Annotated in this window: 9 protein-coding genes; 2 read left to right on the top strand and 7 right to left on the bottom strand. The window is 32.0% G+C overall.

Features of this window, described 5'->3' with window-relative positions; translation table 11 throughout:
• Window positions 1-242: 242 nt before the first annotated feature.
• Together A4F88_RS17405 and A4F88_RS17400 are read right to left on the bottom strand one after the other, a co-directional pair.
• Window positions 243-1,655, bottom strand: a complete 1,413-nt coding sequence (locus A4F88_RS17405; protein WP_082815796.1) for an HmuY family protein — start codon at window positions 1,653-1,655, stop codon at window positions 243-245.
• 12 nt (window positions 1,656-1,667) lie between these two features.
• Window positions 1,668-3,815 (bottom strand): TonB-dependent receptor plug domain-containing protein, encoded by a 2,148-nt coding sequence (locus A4F88_RS17400; protein ID WP_068843901.1) that lies wholly within the window; start codon window positions 3,813-3,815, stop codon window positions 1,668-1,670.
• A 104-nt stretch (window positions 3,816-3,919) separates the two neighbouring features.
• Here A4F88_RS17400 and A4F88_RS17395 point away from each other — a divergent pair, with 104 nt between their 5' ends.
• The gene (locus A4F88_RS17395; protein ID WP_068843900.1) at window positions 3,920-4,822 is read left to right on the top strand and encodes a DUF6607 family protein; all 903 of its coding nucleotides are present in this window, start codon (window positions 3,920-3,922) and stop codon (window positions 4,820-4,822) included.
• A 216-nt stretch (window positions 4,823-5,038) separates the two neighbouring features.
• On the opposite strand, the gene A4F88_RS17390 is transcribed toward A4F88_RS17395, so the two are convergent.
• The 3 genes from A4F88_RS17390 to argS form a co-directional block, all read right to left on the bottom strand.
• Window positions 5,039-6,520: a RagB/SusD family nutrient uptake outer membrane protein gene (locus tag A4F88_RS17390; protein WP_068843899.1), complete on the bottom strand. Its 1,482-nt coding sequence runs from the start codon at window positions 6,518-6,520 to the stop codon at window positions 5,039-5,041.
• Window positions 6,521-6,537: 17 nt separating this feature from the next.
• The gene (locus A4F88_RS17385) at window positions 6,538-9,762 is read right to left on the bottom strand and encodes a SusC/RagA family TonB-linked outer membrane protein (protein ID WP_068843898.1); all 3,225 of its coding nucleotides are present in this window, start codon (window positions 9,760-9,762) and stop codon (window positions 6,538-6,540) included.
• A 689-nt stretch (window positions 9,763-10,451) separates the two neighbouring features.
• The gene (argS, locus tag A4F88_RS17380; RefSeq protein WP_068843897.1) at window positions 10,452-12,230 is read right to left on the bottom strand and encodes an arginine--tRNA ligase; all 1,779 of its coding nucleotides are present in this window, start codon (window positions 12,228-12,230) and stop codon (window positions 10,452-10,454) included.
• 322 nt (window positions 12,231-12,552) lie between these two features.
• Between argS and A4F88_RS17375 the strand changes: the two genes are divergently transcribed.
• Window positions 12,553-14,967, top strand: a complete 2,415-nt coding sequence (locus A4F88_RS17375; RefSeq protein WP_068843896.1) for a TonB-dependent receptor — start codon at window positions 12,553-12,555, stop codon at window positions 14,965-14,967.
• Window positions 14,968-15,059: 92 nt separating this feature from the next.
• Here the strand turns inward: A4F88_RS17375 and A4F88_RS17370 are convergent, their stop codons facing one another.
• Both A4F88_RS17370 and A4F88_RS17365 read right to left on the bottom strand, forming a co-directional pair.
• A complete protein-coding gene (locus A4F88_RS17370) occupies window positions 15,060-15,731 on the bottom strand; it encodes a copper homeostasis protein CutC (protein WP_068843895.1) in 672 nt (223 codons plus the stop codon).
• Window positions 15,732-15,949: 218 nt separating this feature from the next.
• A complete protein-coding gene (locus tag A4F88_RS17365) occupies window positions 15,950-16,273 on the bottom strand; it encodes a GIY-YIG nuclease family protein (RefSeq protein WP_068843894.1) in 324 nt (107 codons plus the stop codon).
• Window positions 16,274-16,591: the final 318 nt, after the last annotated feature.

Genomic DNA, 16,591 nt, shown 5'->3' with positions numbered 1-16,591 from the left:
AATTATTTTTAACAATAAAATAAAACAAAAAAAGAGGTTAGAAAAATCTAACCTCTTTATCAAAAAAAAAATAAAAAAACAAAGCTAATGATTAACTGGATTCTAATACCGCTTAATTATATTGTAATGGTTTTCAAAGTTTAAACCAAAACCATTTATAGCTAAATTTATTAGCGTAAAAGCTGTATTATTATAAAATCAGTGCAAAATATTGTTATTTATTATAGATTTCATTTTAAAGATTATTTCAAGATAGCATATTGAAAAGTAGGGTTACCTCTTTCACCTGCAGCATTAACACCTGCTGTAAATCTAACTTTATAAACATTTCCTGCAGGATCTTTAACCACAAAGAAACGATCTGATCTTGCCGCAAATCCAGAAACTGGATTACCATTTGCATCTGTTCCTGATACAGTTCCTCTCCAGTTTGAACCAATATTTCTTTGATCATCTGTAAATTTAGTATTGTCAACATTTGCCAATGTAAAAGCATCATATGTAAAAGCTGTTGTAAGCACTTGATAAGTTTTAGCGCCACCTTTAACATTATTTAAAACAAAATCTGCAAAATTATAAGGAACTAAACCGGCTCCCATTGAAGTTGTATTAGTAAAACTTGTGAAACTAATGTCCCATTGTGTTTTTTGTGGTTCAACACTAACTGTTTTCTTATTTAATAAACTTAAGAAAGTAAAGTTATACGCTGCATTTTTTGAAACAATGATTTCTTCGTGAGTTGTAGCTGCAATATCAGCATACTGAACTTTATAATCATTACCACTTCTTAAAATTCTAACTTTTTTCCATCCTCTTGAAGGCCCTGTTCCTGTACCCTCAGATCCAACTGCAGGATTAGTTGTTCCAGGATTACTTCCCATATTGATTACATATACTTTATTATCTGAATCTGTTGCAGAGATTGCTGCAATAGCTGTTTTAGTAATATCTCCAGCAGGATCATCAACTTGAGTAGTACTTCCATTACCATTAACGAGCATAGTATCATCTTGTGCCTGAACCTCATCAATATTTACACTTGTTGTTTGTTTAGCAGACATTCTTACAGTATGGTTTATAATTACTCTAAAATCTGTTCCAGAGTAGAATCCTAAATCCCATGAAACTCTAGGCACAGCAGTCATTTTTCCACTGCTCAAGTCAACAAAAACCTGATTTGGCTCTGTTGGTCCTCCAACTGCCGGAGCTAATGCATTCCCTAAAGAAGCTGTCTCATTAAAATTTACCTGAATTGATTTATTCTCAGAAATTACTGAATTAATAGATACATTGCTAATAGTAAAAACCACATTTTTTACCTCTCCTTCGATAGCTTCTTTCAATTTCTTAAAAGTAAATGACACACTCGATACATTTTTCTCAAAAGGTACAATAACTTTATTTGCAGCAACCGCAGGTGTAGTGCTGTAATCTGTACCATTTGCTACCGCAGTTTCAGTATAAGTTAAAGTTAAAGTTCCTGCAGCTGTAGTCGGAGACGCAAATTTAATTTCGATCGGAGTACTTTCTGCAGATAAATTTAACGATGTTGAAGCAAAAGCCACTGCATTAGCCTGAGCCACTTCATCATCGCTACTACAAGCCCCAAGGGCAAGCAATACAAAAGATAGTATTAAAATAAAGTTCTTTTTCATGTTATTGATTTATTAATTAAAATTTAGATTATACGAAAGTTTTAAAAAGTAAGATCGGCCATATCCTAGCATCATATCAGTACTAGCTCCACCTCCATGTGCTCCACTTCCGCCTCCATTTTGAATAGACTGTAGGTTGGTAACATTGAACAGATTTCGGGCTCCGATTGTAACTTCAAATTGATTTTTAAAGAATGCTTTACGAATAGAAGCATCCATCCAGCTGTAAGGTTGTAATTCACTTAAAAAGAAACCTGCTTTTCCATCCGTACCGGTTCCCGCAACATATTGTTGTTGTTGTCCATTGTATTTATAGAACACTGCTAACAAAGTATTCCATTTAGGAATACTATAAGAAATACTTGAATTTAGCCTAAACGAATAGAAAAATTTATCATCAGACACTAAGTTTTCAGCCGCCAGATCAAGTCTTCTCGAAATCCCTACTACAGCAGCTCCTAACATTACATTCCAATTTTTATATGTATATTGTTCTACTGTCGAAATGTTCCACATTTTATACCTGTTGATATTAACATATTTATAATGTAAAGGATTTACCTGAGTTGTAACCAAGTCAATCCTATCATCAACATCCAAATACGTAACAGCTAAGTTGTTAGAGATTTGAGCACCAGAATCAAAAGTACAGGCTCTCTTAAAACTAACTTCATAAGAAGTACTTGTTTCTGGAATCAAGTCCGGATTTCCCTGCATATTATGATTAGAATCAACAAAATAAGTATACAACTCATCAAAGTTTGGAGTACGATAAGATTTACCCAAAGAAGCTCTTGCCTCTAGCCCTTTATCAAAAAGATATCTTAATCCTAAAGAACTTGCATATTGATTATTAAAAGCACTTTGAAATGAAAATCGAAGCCCCGGACGAATAGAAAACTTATCACTTACTCCAATTTCAGCAACCGAATAAATATCATAATTCTCTAATCTCTTCCTAATATCTACACCTTGCTGGTTATCATCTCTAAAAGCTCCTACTGAAGAATCGTAAAAACCATTCTCATTTGTAATTTCATACCCAAGCTGAAAGTCTACCTTTTTATTATCAAAGAAATTGCTAAGCGTACCTGTTGAATAAAACACCTCTTTGGATTGATATGTTTCTCTTTTGTTATCTACCTCTTGTTTTGTATCCATTTGATAAACAAAATTCTCTAAATCACGCTCTTGTTTCTGTTCAGAAATTGAAACATTATACTTTAATTTCGAGAAAAGATTTCCACTAGCGTTTAAATGATGATAATAACGATTGGTAATATATCTTTTATCTCTCGAAAAATAGGTGTCAGCAAATGGATAATTATCTTGAATATTTACAAGTGGATTGTAATAATGAACATCTTCACCATAATAATCAAATTTATAAAAAATCCTAAAAGCATCTTTTTGATACCCAACAATGGCATTTCCTACCAATTGCTCTTTCGGAAGTTGTGTATACCCTCTAAGTCCATCGTTTTTGTCGTAATCTTTTCCTTGTCTGTTATCATAAAAACCAGCCATTGCGTTGCGATTTCCTCCTATGTTAACAAACCAGTTTTCATTAAAATTATATGCTATTTTAGCAGATTGAATATGGCGTCCTTTATCAAACAGTGCATATTCTTTCCCAACTGTTTCTTCCTGAGCAGTAGCATTTATTTGCCATTTGTAACCGCCTCCTTTTTTAGTAATAATGTTTAAAATACCAGTTACAGCATTTGCTCCATGCGTAACTCCCATTGATCCTTCAATAATCTCGATACGCTCTACATCGTCAAGATTGACCTGCGTTAAATCAACATTAGTTCCCATTCCAGTATCACTAACTAATGGTATATTATCAACCAAGATTTTAAAATACTGTGCATCTAATCCAAACATTGACACCTTTGATCGTCCATCGTCACCATTAGAGGTCACACTAATATTTAAATACTGATTTAAAACATCTGCCAGATTATTTGCTGCCAGCTGCTTAATGTTTTCTTTTGTAATTACACGAACATTAAAAACCGATTTTTTGATCGATTGTGGTTCTAATTGTCCAGTCACAACAACTTCAGAAAGTTTATTTACAGCGGTAGTATCTTTTTGTTGCGCAAAAGACATTTGACATAAAAGAACTGCTGTAAAAAAGGTAAATTGTATTTTCATTATTTTTATTCAATCTTAATAACGCCGCAAATATATAAACTATTTTTATTTGTTCTAAATAAAATACATATATTTGCGAAAATATTAAAACAAAACAATAAGTTATGATTACAAAAAGCCTCTATTTTTCAGCCATTATGGCTTTGACTTGTAGCCTTGGATTCAGTCAGGACAAAAAACAACAAGACATTAAATCAATCAAATCAATGTGTGGTTGTTACGAAGTGAAATTTAATTTTACAGAAACTTTTAAATACCCTAAAGATTCTCTTACCTATAAAGCATCTCCAACTAAACATGAATCTGCTTTAGAATGGGTTGAACTTTTAGAAGACACTCCTAATAAAATTGTAATGCAGCACTTATTAATCGTAAGTGACGACATGATCATCAAACACTGGAGACAAGACTGGTTATACGAAAACACTGACTTGTATTCATTTGATAAAGGAACTTCCTGGAAATATAAAAAATTAGACAAAAAAGCGGTTAAAGGTCAGTGGACTCAAAAAGTATATCAGGTAGACGATAGTCCTAGATACGAAGGATCATCAACCTGGGTACATGTTGACGGGCAAGATTACTGGGCAAATGTTGCTGATGCACCATTACCAAGAAGAGAACAAACTATTCGTAATGACTACAATGTTTTAAAAAGAAGAAACATTCATAAAATTACAGCTACAGGATGGAATCATGAGCAGGACAATGACAAATTGGTTCGTGATGACAGTGGAAAAGATGTTTTGTTAGCACAAGAAAAAGGATTTGACGTTTACACTAAAGTTCCGGATATTAAATGTCTTGCTGCTCAAAAATGGTGGAAAGAAAACAATGTACTTTGGAAAAACGTTCGTGATAAATGGCAAACGTTATTTGACAGACATAAAGACTTAAACTTAGAAGCTAAAGTAGACAGAAAAGCACTTTACTCTTTATTGTTTGACTTAAAACCAACCGCTACTAAAGCAGAATCAGATGCTATTATTGACAAGTTTGTAAAATAAAAATATTTGTGTTAGTTATAAAAAGCCGATAGTTTTAGAAACTATCGGCTTTTTTAGGTTTTAATATATACTATGAACATTTTTATTATTGAGAGACCAGATTTAATAATTTTTTTATATCTAAATATTTTAAGTCATAAAAAAAACCGTCTGAAAATTAATTTCAGACGGTTTATCTACTCATTTTGTATTAATAATCAACCTGTAATTTATTATTTATAAAACTAGATTATTTAAAACCTCAGCTTGAGGAATTACAAATGTCAATCTAGGATCATTATACTGAAAGCTTTCCCCAGCCATGAACAGGTGATTAGCACCTCTTGTTGTGGTAGCCTTATTACGTTTCATTGCTAAGTAACTTTTCCCTTCACCCCAAAACTCTATTCTTGTTTGTAGATAAATTTCTTTTTGAAGTGCAACTCCAGATAAAGCATCTAAATACGCAGGATCTACTTTTCTAATTGCAAACAATTGCTTTAAAATAGTCTTCGCTCCTAAATCATCACCAAGCATTGCTTTAGCTTCAGCATTCAAAAGATACATTTCTTCTATCCTCATATATACATAATCTGTAGTAATAATTCTTTGCCCACCTGGCACTCTATTTGTATCAAAAAATTTACCTAAAGGTCTACCAGTAGAATTGAATTGTCCTTTTCTAATATCTGTTGATGTAATCTTACTTTGTAATCCGCTATCCATAGTTTTAGGATCTCCTGCATAAGCATAACTATAGGTATAATAATCAATTTGTCCCCACCATGATATCAAATCCAAGTCTGTTGCAGTAGTTAAATCAACTCCCCACATCCAACTTGGTGTATTAACATTATTAAATCCAGATTCTGGATTGGCAAGTTTACCAGTAGCATCTAATTTTGCAACTAATTGACTTTCTGTAGTTAGAGGAAACTGATTTTGAGCAATAATATCAGATGTAATATCTCTAACTTTTGCATAATTCCCTTGCGCCCCATAAGCATAAGCTAATAATCCCTGAGCTACCGGCTTGTTGATACTGCTTTTATTATCTCTATTATATGTTTCTAACAAACTAATAGAATCTGTCAAATCTTTAATAATTAAGTCATAAACTTTTGAAGCAGCACTTTTTGGCTGGTTAGGAGCTTTTGTATCAGTATAAATTGGAAGTATTAATTCATCGGCATTATACTCTTTTTGAAATAATTGTGCTAAGTAAAAATAAGCATAGGCTCTTAATGCTTTAGCCTGTCCCATTATATGTTTTCCTTCTTCATTATCAGGTACAATATCATTTCCTCCAAACGCTTCAATAATTTGATTTGCTGAAAAAATTACTCGATAGTAATACCTCCACGGCTTGTAATTATTAGTATCTGTAAAGTTTACTGTTGATTGATATCTCACAATTGCAGTATAATAACCATAATTGGTTCCTGCTAAAACCATATCAGAACATAACATATCTGTATAAATATCAAACCCTTTTTGTCCAAAATCATCGTGACTGGTAGTCCCTCCCATTCCTGGAGTATACATTGTAGTATAAATTCCTGATAGAATTGCATTTAATGCTTCTGGTTTTATTTTTACTATCTCTGCTATTTTACTATTTGTGACTACCTCTGTTGGTTGGCTGTCAAGGAAATCGCTGCTACATCCAAAAAATGTAAATACAGTTATTGCCCCTAATATTAAATTTAAATTTTTCATTTTTTTGCATTTTATAATTAAAAATTAGCTTTAACTCCTAATGAAATAGTTGACATTGGGGCATAAGTATAAGTACTTGATTGTCCTGAAAGAGCACCTGCAGGATTAAATCCTTTTCTGGCAGAAAACAACATTAAATTATCACCTGAGGCATAGATGTCCAACGAATTCATACTAATAGTATGAAGAAATTCTTTTGGAAGTGAATATCCAAGTCTAATATTATTTAAGGACAAGTAATTCGCTTTTGTAACAAAACGTGAAGAAGTTCCATTAGCACTAATATCAGATGTATTTGATATACGAGGTACATCAGTAATATCTCCAGGATTTTGCCATCTATTTCTAATGTCTGTACTCCAGTTATTAGAACCGATATAACCATTATGCATTAGAGATTGATAAGCTGAGTCATAAGCATAACCTCCTAAACTATACAAGAACTGTGTACTTAAACTAAAAGCTTTATATTTTGTACTCAAAGTAAATGCTCCCCTAACTTTAGGAATAGAAGATTTACCAATAAATTTATTTGCTGCATTAGCATAAGTAGTGGTAGTAGTCTCTACAATATTGCCAACTTTATCAGGATTCTGTTTTTGCCACTCATATAAAGATTTAATATAAGTTTCTGTCCCATCTAATTGCCCATTACCATTTGCATCATAATAATATGCTTTCCATTGAGCTACTCCCGTTTGAGGATCTACTCCTACATATTCCGGCACATAGAAGTCATATAAAGAATGTCCATCTGCTCTTCCATAAATAGTTGCAATATCAATAATCTTTTCTTGTCCTGTAGCCGGATCTATTGGCATTTTTAGCATTTCATTTTTCGGTAATTCTCCATTTACACTAAAATCAACAAAATAGTTTTTCCCTTTTAATAAATGGGCAGTAACATCAAACTCTAAACCTCTATTTAACAATTGACCATCATTAACTTTCATAATTGCATATCCTAAAGACGGACCAACTCTTCGGTCAAAAAGTAAATTAGAGGTATGCTTTGAATAATAATCTATTGTAGCATCTATATAATTCCCTAAACTAAATTCAACACCAACCTGAAATTGTTTTGATTTTTCCCAAGTTAAATCCGGGTTTCCTTTTGTTAAAAATGCTAGCGAAACATCATTGTTTAAGTTATTAATAGAGTATTTATCAACACCTGGATAATAATCTAAATTACCATTTGAATCGGTTACACCTTGTTCTCCTGTGATACCATAACTTGTTTTTAGTTTTAATGAGCTGAATACTTTCTGATTTTTCATAAATGATTCATTTGAAACTACCCATGAAGCCCCAACTGATCCAAACGTTCCCCATTTATTATTTATAAATTTAGAACTACCATCACGTCTAACTGTACCTGATATAAAATAAGTATTTTTATAATTATAATTTAGCTGACTGAAATAACTTTCTAAAGAAAATCCATATGTATAAGAAGAAGATGGTGAAGATACCACTGCATTATTTAATTCTAAGCCATTAGGATCAAATAAATTGTAACCACTTCCATCCATATAAGCCTGGCTAAATTTATTACTTTCATGAGCTACCAAAGCTTCAACGGAATGAGAACCAAAATCTTTTTTAAAACGTAATAGATTTAAAATATTATAAGACAATCTTTCATTTTTAGTTTTAAAAAGACTTCCATTCTGTTGGGCAGAAGAACCATAAAACGAATCCATTTTCAAATCACGAGATGAATTAAAATATTGAGAACCTACTCTGGTTTCTAAATTTAAACCTTTTGTAAATTGCAAATCAAAAGAGACATTAATATTAAGCTCATGACGACCTGTTCTGTCAACAGTTTTATACGCATCAGAAATAGAATTAGTCAAAGAACCAAATCTTCTATTTTGTCCATAATCATATAATCCACCACCATAAATTGGATCTTGTAAGATATTACCATTGGCATCTCTTTGGAAAAGCGGATAAATTGGTGCCATATTATCAACAAACCAAAATACACTATTTGAATCAGATGTTTGTCCATTGTTATTTGATTTAGAATAAGAATACCCCATATTCACAGATCCTTTTAACCAACTTCTAATTTGATGATTAACATTTAAACGAGTTGACAAACGCTTAAAATCAGAATTAATTGAGTATCCTTTATCATCAAGATATCCAATAGAGGAGTAATAATTTGTTTTTCCTTCACCACCTCCCATTGTTAGATTCGTTTCTGATCTCAGAGAAGGTTGAAAAGCATAATCTTCCCAGTTTTCAGGAGTATATTTTTTTGTTACTCCTGGTCTAACTGCTCTGGTAACAGGATCAATTAATTCACCTCCATTAGCAACATTCCAGGAATTATAAGCTGGATTTACACCAACACTTGCATTGAATAAATTTTGATTTGCATATGCAACAGGGTCAGCTTTCTTAGTTATAACACCTTGATTGTACAAACCTTCCCATCCTAATGCTATGTATTCATCTGCTGATTTAATAACGCTATACCTTGGAATTAATGAAATATTATTACCTATTTTTGTTTCTACCTGAATATAAGATTTTCCAGATTTTCCAGATTTTGTATTGATAATAATTACTCCATTTGCACCTCTAGAGCCATAAATAGCTGTAGCTGAAGCGTCTTTTAAAACAGTAGTAGATTCTATATCAGAAAAATTAATTGAACTAATGTTACCACTAAACGGAACTCCGTCTACCACATACAATGGATTTGCACTAGCATTTACCGTTCCTATTCCGCGTATACGAATGGTTGCATCTGTCCCAGGTTGCCCAGAAGTATTGATTACTCGAACTCCGGCAATTTCTCCTGCTAACGCCTGAGATACATTTGTTACATTTTTGCGTTCTAAAACATCTGCCTTAACTTGCTTAAATGTTCCTGTAAATGATTTATTTGTAGTAGTACCATAACCGACTACAACAACTTCATTCAAATTTACACCATCCTGCATCGATACATTTACTGTATTTGAGCTTCCTATTTTAACTACAGAGTTCTGCATACCAACATAAGAAAAAACCAATACATCTCCTTCTTTCGCATTGATAGAATATTTTCCATCAAAATCAGTTTGTACACCATTAGTTGTTCCTTTAACAGACACATTCACACCCGGAATAGGTCCTAAAGCACCAGAAACCATACCCGTAATTTTTTTGCCTTGTGCAAATGTCAATTGCATTCCAAGAACAAAAAAAAGCATAACTAATCCTTTTAATTTTTGTTTCATTTTTTGTTTTATTTTGGTTATGGGGTGCAACTTATAAATTTAAATATTTTTTAACAAGATTTTTATATAATTTAACTTTTAAAAAAGTACTATTTTTACTATATTAATGAATAAAAAAGCATTTTAAATGTTAAATAATGGTAAAAAAGGAAGAAAAAAACAAAAAACACGAATACAAGCAGAAGGATTGACTTAAATAGCTATGTTTTATTAAAAAATACGCAATGAGTTTTTTTCATGAAGTTTACAAGCAAAAACTCTTAATAGAAACACAATTTTTTTTCATAATTAAAATAAAAAAACCGCCTAAAAAATGAATTTAGACGGTTAGTATCCTTATTATTTTTTTACTAAATAGCTTACTAATTCAAAATAGATAAAAATAAATATAAGGAGAATGCTTAAAATTATAATTACAGAAAAGCAAAAGAGAAATATTTTACATATTCTTCTTAACTATGATAATTAAAATAAAGGTGTTTCGTCTTGAGTTTACAAATTGTGAGGAAAATTTGCTTTAAAAACCTGAGTGTAGTGGTCACTTTTAATAAGTGCTGCAAAGTAACACACAAACATGTAATATCCTACAAAAAATCTTTTTTTAACATACAGAAAATCTTTACAAGCAATGATGCAACAAAAAAGCCGATAGTAAATACTATCGGCTTTTTTATATTTAATGTTCTCTTTTACATTCGCTCAGGAACTTCAATCCCCAGTAAATTAAAGGCTGCTTTGATAACCTCGGCTACTTTTTGCGAAAGCTGGACCCTGAATATCTTTTTAGTTAAATCTACTTCTCCTAATATATGTACAGATTGATAAAACGAATTATACTCTTTAACCAAATCATACGTATAATTTGCTATTAGCGCCGGACTGTGATTTTGCGCTGCATTTTGAATTACTTCCGGAAAAAGCTCGATTTGTTTTACCAATTCTTTTTCTTTTTCGTGAAGTTCTTCAATATTTGTTTTTGTAGAAAAATCAAAGTCGGCTTTACGGATAATTGATTGAATTCTTGCATATGTATATTGAATAAACGGACCTGTGTTTCCAGCAAAATCAACTGATTCTTCCGGATTAAACAAAATACGTTTTTTAGGATCTACTTTTAAAATGTAATATTTTAAAGCTCCAAGACCAATTGTTTTATACAATTTGGCTTTCTCCTCTGTTGAATAACTGTCTAATTTACCCAGATCTTCAGAAATTTGTTTTGCTGTATCAGTCATATCCTGCATCAAATCATCAGCATCAACAACAGTTCCTTCACGGCTTTTCATTTTTCCGGAAGGTAAATCAACCATTCCGTATGATAAATGATACAGGCTTGAAGCCCAGTCAAAACCTAATTTTTTAAGAATCAGAAATAAAACTTTAAAATGATAATCCTGTTCGTTACCCACAGTGTATACCATTCCACCTACATCCGGCATATCTTTAACACGCTGAATTGCGGTTCCGATATCCTGAGTCATATATACAGCAGTTCCGTCAGAACGCAATACAATTTTACGATCCAGACCTTCATCTGTCAAGTCAATCCAAACGGAACCATCTGGATCTTTTTCAAAAACTCCTCTGTCAAGACCTACCTGAACAACATCTTTTCCTAATAAATAGGTATTACTTTCGTAGTAATATTTATCAAAATTAACTCCAAGATTGGTGTAGGTAGTAGCAAAACCATCATAAACCCATTGGTTCATCATTTTCCAAAGTGAGATAACTGCTTCGTCTCCGGACTCCCATTTTTGAAGCATTTCCTGCGCTTCAATAATAATTGGAGACTGTTTTTTAGCTTCTTCTTCAGTTTTACCCGTTTCTATGAGTTGGTTAATTTCTGCTTTATAGGCTTTATCAAACTCAACATAGTATTTCCCAACTAATTTATCTCCCTTTAAACCGGAAGTTTGAGGTGTTTCTCCATTGCCAAATTTCTGCCAGGCCAGCATCGATTTGCAAATATGAATTCCACGATCGTTGATAATTTGAGTTTTATATACTTTTTTACCAGATGCTTTAATAATTTCAGCCACAGAATATCCTAACAAATTGTTACGAACATGACCTAAGTGTAAAGGTTTATTGGTATTTGGCGAAGAATATTCGACCATAATTGCTTTATCTGCCGGGTTTGGGATTACGTAACCAAATTGGGTATTGTCTTTTATTTCATTAAAGAAATTCAGATAATAACTATCTGCAATTACAATATTCAAAAATCCTGAAACTACATTAAAGCGTGCTACTTCAGAAACATTTTCTGTTAAATAATCTCCGATTTTATTTCCTAATTCGGCAGGATTACTTTTAATCACTTTCAATAAAGGAAAAATGACCATTGTAATATCGCCTTCAAACTCTTTTCTGGTAGTTTGAAATTCGATTTTATCAACAGTAACATCAAATAATGCTTGTATTGCTTTTTGTATAGAAGGAGTAAGAATTTGTGATAATGACATGTAAACTTATTTTTAAAGTGAGCAAAGATACTGCTTATTCATCAATTACAGAAAATGAAAAACATATAAAATACAACAAAACGCTTAGAATTTCTCAAAAAGCACTTCATTTCAATTGTTAAAATTATCAAAAAATTAAACTGCTAATCTATTCATAAACAGAGTCTCTTTAAAAAATTATATTTTTTTTTAGTTTTTTCTGTAACATATCACTGTCACAAGAGTCTTAATAGGGACTTCAATTTAGTTTGAAGGCAAAAATTCAAACAAAAAACAAAAAATCATCATCATCAATCAAATCAAAACAATCACTACCAAAATTATGAAATTAAAATTCTTTCTGTTCGCATTACTGGGGGTAATCGCAACAGCACAAGCTCAGAACTCGGGAACAGTATCCGGGAAAATTACTGAAAAGTCGAATAACGCGCCTATTTCTTATGCAACAGTTTCAATCAAAGAGAACGGTAAAGTAGTTTCAGGTGTTAATACAGATGATAATGGAGACTTTAGCATCAAAAATTTAGCTTTAAAAAGTTATACAATCGAGATTCAGTATATTGGTTTTAGAAAACATATTGGTTCTTTAATTTTAAGCGAAAACAAAAAAACAGCCACTGTTAATGTTGCTCTTGAAGAAGAAGCAACACAATTAAAAGGCGTAAATATTGTTAGCGAGCGTTCTACAATTGAACAAAAAATTGACCGAAAAGTAGTTACTGTTGGTAAAGATTTAACTACAGCAGGTGCTTCTGCATCTGATATTATGAACAATATTCCTTCTGTTAATGTGGATCAGGACGGAAAACTTTCACTTCGTGGAAACGACAATGTTCGTGTATTAATTGACGGAAGACCTTCGAATATTGATCCTGCTCAATTGCTAAAACAGATTCCATCAACTTCTATCAAAAAAATCGAGTTGATTACAAATCCAAGTGCAAAATACAATCCGGAAGGAATGTCAGGAATTATCAATATTATTTTGCATAAAAATGCAAATACTGGTTTTAACGGAAGCTACAGTGGTGGAATTACTTTTGGACAAACAGCCAAATACAATCAATCTCTGGATTTGAATTACAAAACAGGAAAAGTAAACTTCTTTGGTAATGTGGGACAAAACTTTGGAACTTATTATAATGACGGATTCATCAAAAGAGCCGATCAGGATATTGTTCAGAAAATTAATGTTGTAAATGATAATGATTCTTATTTGTACAAAATTGGAATGGATTACTTAATCAACGATCATAATACATTGTCTATTTACACCAATCAAAACAAATCAAACGGTAAAGGTTTTGTAGATACTAATATTGATTATACAAATGTTGCAGGTTCTAATACTTCTAACATTTTTCAGAAATCAAAATACTGGGGACCTGATCAGGTTGGGACTTATAATTTAGCCTACAAGCATATCTTTAAAAAAGAAGGCCATACTTTAGACTTTGAAGCAAACTACAGTGATAACAAAGAAACTAATAATGCTTCTTTCGACACTAAAACAACTCATCTTGACAATACTTCAAATAGTGTTATTTATGATGATTACATAAAAGGAACACGCAAATTAAGCACTATAAATGTGGATTATGTAAATCCTTTGAACGAAAAAACGACTCTTGAAGCCGGTGCTGAAGCCAGAATTACTAAAACAGACAATGATTATATTACCGGAAATCCGCTTGCGGCAACTCCAGTTTCTAATTATACTTATGACACAAATATTTACTCTGCTTATGTAACATTTGGTCAGAAATATAAAAAATTCAGCTACCAGTTAGGTGCTCGTTTTGAAAGTTATAAAGTAGCGGCTAACTTGAATCATGGTGCAACTAAATTTGATGATGATTATATCACTCTTTATCCTTCGGCTTATTTAACTTATAACCTGAATGAGAAAAACACTTTGCAATTTAGCTACAGCCGTCGTGTAGACCGTCCAAGTTTAGAGCAGACAAAACCTATTCGTGAGTTTTCTACTCCATTAGTAACTTCTTTAGGAAATCCTGAATTAAGACCTCAGTTTACAAACTCTGTTGAAGTAAATTATACTAAAACTTTAGAAAAAGGAAGTTTTACTGCGGGTGTTTTCGTAAGAAGCATCAATGACCAGATTAGTAGAATTTTATATCCTGATGAATCAGATCCAAGCGGTGAAAAGCAAATTATGACTTTTACAAACTATGATCACAATACTGCTTATGGTTTTGAAGCATCATTTAATTATAAAATTACTAAATGGTGGGATATTTCTCCATCTATTGACTTCTCAAGTATCAATCAACAAGGAGTTGTGTTCTTGTTTGATCCTGCAACCAACGTGAGCAGCCCAATTGAAAGAAAAATTACTGTTGCAGCTATTAATGGACGTATGAACTCAAACTTTAAAGTAAACAAACGTTTAAGCTTTTTAGCTTTCGGATTTTACAGAGGTGCTGTTGACGGACTTCAAAATAACAGTCATGAAATGTACAAAATGGACATAGGTTCACGTTATACATTATTGAACAACAAAATGAATATTAGCGTACGTTTTAATGATGTTTTCAACACAATGAAATATGCTTTCGATACCATGTATCCTTATCCTCAGGCAGGACAATTTAAATGGGAAAGTCAAACGGTTTATTTAGGATTAACGTATAACTTTGGTGGTGCGAAAATCAAAAACCTACAACGTAAACAAAGAGAAGACAACACTAATAAAGGTGGTGGCGGAATGTTTTAATCCCGCTTTTATTAGTAGATTTTAATAGTTCTTGTAGAAAAGAAAAGCCTGGAGTTTGCCAACTCCAGGCTTTTTTTATTGTAGATACCAGCTTATAAAAAATTGCGTAATTCTTTTATTTCTTCCGGATTTGCTGTTTCAGTATTATCTGTAATGGCTGATGAATGAAAAAAAGTTGGAGTTAATTTTTCCTGTAGTAATTTAATATTTGAAGATCGTAATCCGCCACCAGGCATAATTTCAATTCGGTCTTGTGCCAGTTTTTGGATTAACTCTAAATCTGTAATTCCTTCTTCGACATTTTTTCCTCGTCCGGACGTTAAAATTGTTTTGAAACCACAATCAATTACATCTTCTAAACCCGTTTCAATTTCTTTAACCTCATCAAACGCCCGATGAAAAGTGCAGGAAAGCGGACTGGCTAAACTTACTAATTCCTGATTTTGTTTTTTATTGACACTTTTATCGGAGTTTAAAATTCCAAAGACGAAACCATCAACTCCCAATTTTTTAAAGTGTTTTATATCTTGTTTCATTTCGACAAAATCTTCATCCGAATAAACAAAATCTCCCCCGCGAGGGCGTATAATTACATGCATTTTAATAGATAACTTTTCGCGAACTCTTACAGCCAAAACTGCATTTGGCGTTGTACCGCCCAATTGCATATTTTCACATAATTCTATTCTGTCTGCACCACTTTCCTGTGCAATTATAGCTGACTCAAAATTGAAACAGGCTATTTCCAGTTGATTTTTTTTCATTTTGATTTTATTAAAAAAAGGTCTTCGACTTCGCTCAGACTGACAATTGCTATTATTAAGTATACCTTCGTTCTGAGTACCACTAAGAGTGAAATTGTAAGTTTTCTAATTGAAACGGGTCTTCGACTCCGCTCAGACTGACAATCGCTAAATCGCTACTTTTAAATCATCTTAGAACATAAGTGTCATCCTGAGCGGAGTCGAAGGCTAATTTACTACTAAAGTTCTTTTTTATTCAAATTTTTATGGCTTGTTTCGTTTAAACATGCTGAAAGTTTTTTCAAATCTTCCCATTTATCATTTATAATAACTTCTTTCTTTTTTCGGCTCCATCCCTTTATTTGTTTCTCGAATAATATCGCCTGATTAACATCATTAAATTCAGTACAGAAAACGAGTTCAAGTGGTCTCTTATCGTAAGTGTAACTTTCCTTGTTTAAACCAAAATTATGCTCATTTATTCTTCTTGTTATATCATTTGTAAATCCAGTGTAATAACTATTATCAGAACACTTTAATATATAAACATAATATCTTTTCATTTTATCCTAAAATTTAAACCATTTAAAATAAAAGTAAGAAAAATATTCTTTTTAAACTTAATTATTCATTACTGATGAAATTAAAAACAATTATAAAAATGAGGACTTCGACTCCACTCAGCCTGACAATTGAATTCAAATAAGAAAATTATTCATAACTGATTAAATATATTTATTGAAGAATTTGCCAATTGGAATCTGGCTTCGACTCCGCTCAGCCTGACAAACAGAACAAAGAAGATGGATATCCTAAATTTATCATTTTTAAGCTAAGTCGAAGGTCTGGTAGTTAAACCAAACTTAGTTTACACCAAAAAT

Origin of the sequence: Flavobacterium chilense, from assembly GCF_001602525.1 — a bacterium.
Classification (GTDB): domain Bacteria; phylum Bacteroidota; class Bacteroidia; order Flavobacteriales; family Flavobacteriaceae; genus Flavobacterium; species Flavobacterium chilense.
This window is presented reverse-complemented; position numbering and strand designations above follow the sequence as displayed.

Coding starts and splice junctions, on each gene's coding strand:
- A4F88_RS17385 (WP_068843898.1), bottom strand. CDS start 9,762: ATGAAACAAAAATTAAAAGGATTAGTTATGCTTTTTTTTGTTCTTGGA.
- A4F88_RS17370 (WP_068843895.1), bottom strand. CDS start 15,731: ATGAAAAAAAATCAACTGGAAATAGCCTGTTTCAATTTTGAGTCAGCT.
- argS (WP_068843897.1), bottom strand. CDS start 12,230: ATGTCATTATCACAAATTCTTACTCCTTCTATACAAAAAGCAATACAA.
- A4F88_RS17395 (WP_068843900.1), top strand. CDS start 3,920: ATGATTACAAAAAGCCTCTATTTTTCAGCCATTATGGCTTTGACTTGT.
- A4F88_RS17405 (WP_082815796.1), bottom strand. CDS start 1,655: ATGAAAAAGAACTTTATTTTAATACTATCTTTTGTATTGCTTGCCCTT.
- A4F88_RS17400 (WP_068843901.1), bottom strand. CDS start 3,815: ATGAAAATACAATTTACCTTTTTTACAGCAGTTCTTTTATGTCAAATG.
- A4F88_RS17390 (WP_068843899.1), bottom strand. CDS start 6,520: ATGAAAAATTTAAATTTAATATTAGGGGCAATAACTGTATTTACATTT.
- A4F88_RS17365 (WP_068843894.1), bottom strand. CDS start 16,273: ATGAAAAGATATTATGTTTATATATTAAAGTGTTCTGATAATAGTTAT.
- A4F88_RS17375 (WP_068843896.1), top strand. CDS start 12,553: ATGAAATTAAAATTCTTTCTGTTCGCATTACTGGGGGTAATCGCAACA.